The 2,254-nt window shown below is 44.6% G+C and carries 2 pseudogenes; both read right to left on the reverse strand.

Going from position 1 to position 2,254, the window contains the following annotated elements:
- Positions 1-702 (reverse strand): annotated as a pseudogene (locus WBN20_RS09325) (hypothetical protein); the annotation flags it as partial.
- Position 703: 1 nt separating this feature from the next.
- Positions 704-2,254, reverse strand: a pseudogene (locus WBN20_RS09330) (hypothetical protein); the annotation flags it as partial.

Raw genomic sequence — 2,254 nt, forward strand, 5'->3', positions numbered from 1 at the left:
TTCTATGCCATCAATCGAAGATTCCAGATAGGAGGCTGAGTTCCAATTAAGAGTAATTTGAATTCTGCCTGTAGTTGTCAAATTCCAGAATTCCTGAGAATTTATACCTCCTAAACTGCTATCCCTATTGTTACTATTAAAGCCCGTGGCTAAACTTCGGGGATAATCAGGATTTTCAAAAAAGTAAGCGCATTTTGCCAGGAAAACATCATCAATAAATTGTATTTGCAATGGTCTTAATATGTCGTCATAACCGACAGGAAAACTAAAAATCTTTTGCCCTTCAACGCCCACCTGACCGTCAATTTTGGAAAGATTTAAAACACCTTCATAATAGGCTTTTGCAGAAAATTTTGTATAAATATTTTTATTAGCTCTTGAGGATATAATATTCCCATATATTATTCCGAGTGAGTTGTCAATATTGATTGGAAGTTCCAGATACAGGTTGTTTTCAACGGCTAATTCCAGATCATAAAATGTTGGACTAAAAGCTCCAGAAATCAAAAGAGACTCATTATGGTTATAAAACCCTATTAGCCCTAAGTTTCTATCAAAACTCCCATCGTTGGTAAAATCCGTATGAAAGCCCACTAAGCCTTTCGTATGCAGTTGTAAATTCCCATAATTATGGACTCCTTCCTGACCAAAAAGACCATGGTATATTAAAACAAGAAGTATAAATAATCTTATTTGAATCATACTATTGATAATTTATTTGCTGCCAATCGATTCCGTCACTTTGTAACCAAACAGCTTTGTTGCGATTCAACGAATTATTTTGAAAACCTTTGTTGCAAATATATTTAGTGACAGTCTTGTTATTGCCTTTACTAATATTTTTCAAAATGTAAATTCTCCCGGGGCAGCTGCTTGCAGGGGGCAGGCTGATATTCAGGTTTCTAGCTTTCATAACTAATGTATAATCATTTTCACCCAGTGTTGTACTTGTGGTTGTTGATCGAATAGGTGCCGCAATTGCCCCACCAACATGTAAGGTTGACGTGGGCGACGTTGTTCTTATGCCAATATTGCCATTAGTGAAACTCAGATTTTGATTATTAATATTGTAAGTTCGGTTTTCTTCTTCCTGGGTAATATCAATGGAAGCTAAGGTTGTATTATCATCCAGATCAATTCCGGGAAGACCTTGCGGACCTGTATCACCAGTGTCTCCTTTATCACCTTTAGGTCCTTGTGGTCCTTCAGGACCATCAGCACCTGTAAGTCCGGTTAATCCTATAGGTCCTTGCGGACCAGTTTTACCGGTATCACCAGTTTCACCGGTATCACCAGTTTCACCTTGAATACCCTGTTCGCCTTGTCTTCCCTGAGGTCCCATTTCACCGGTATCCCCTTTAGGTCCTGTTTCTCCCACGGCCCCCTGCGGACCCACATCACCTTTATCTCCTTTAAGCCCTGGAGCACCACTCGCACCTTTAGCAGCACTAGCACCGGCCGGACCGGTTAATCCAATTGGACCTTGTGGTCCTTCAGGACCAACAACACCTGCAGGCCCGGTTAAACCTATGGGTCCCTGAGGTCCGACTGCTCCGTCAGCACCGTCATCTCCTGCCGGTCCTTGCGGTCCGACTGCGCCATCAACGCCATCAGCACCATCTTTGCCCGTTAGTCCTTGCGGCCCGGTTTCACCAATTTCACCTTTCGATCCTTGTTCACCCTGTATTCCCTGAGGCCCCATTTCACCAATGTCACCTGTATCTCCTTTGGGTCCAACTTCGCCATCAGCACCATTTTCACCGTCTGCACCCGCAGGTCCCTGAGCACCATCAACACCATCTTCGCCAGCTGGTCCTTGAGTGCCAGTTTCACCTTGTATTCCTTGTGAGCCAGTTTCTCCGGTATCACCTTTGTCGCCTTGCGGCCCGATGTCACCTTTAGGTCCCTGTATTCCATCTATTCCATTTTCACCGTCGGTACCTGCAGGTCCCTGAGCACCATCAACACCATTAGCGCCTGCCAGTCCTGTAAGTCCTATTGGTCCTTGTGGTCCTTCAGGACCATCAGCACCTGTAAGTCCGGTTAATCCTATTGGTCCCTGTGGCCCAACTGCACCATCAATACCATCAGTACCTGCGGGTCCTATTAAACCTATGGGCCCTTGTGATCCTGTTTCACCCTGAAGACCTTGTTCTCCCTGGTCACCCTGTATTCCTTGTGGTCCTTCAGGACCATCAGCACCTGTAAGTCCTGTTAATCCTATTGGTCCCTGTGGCCCAACTGCACCATCAAT

It is taken from the genome of Eudoraea sp., assembly GCF_049665975.1.
Lineage (GTDB): Bacteria > Bacteroidota > Bacteroidia > Flavobacteriales > Flavobacteriaceae > Eudoraea.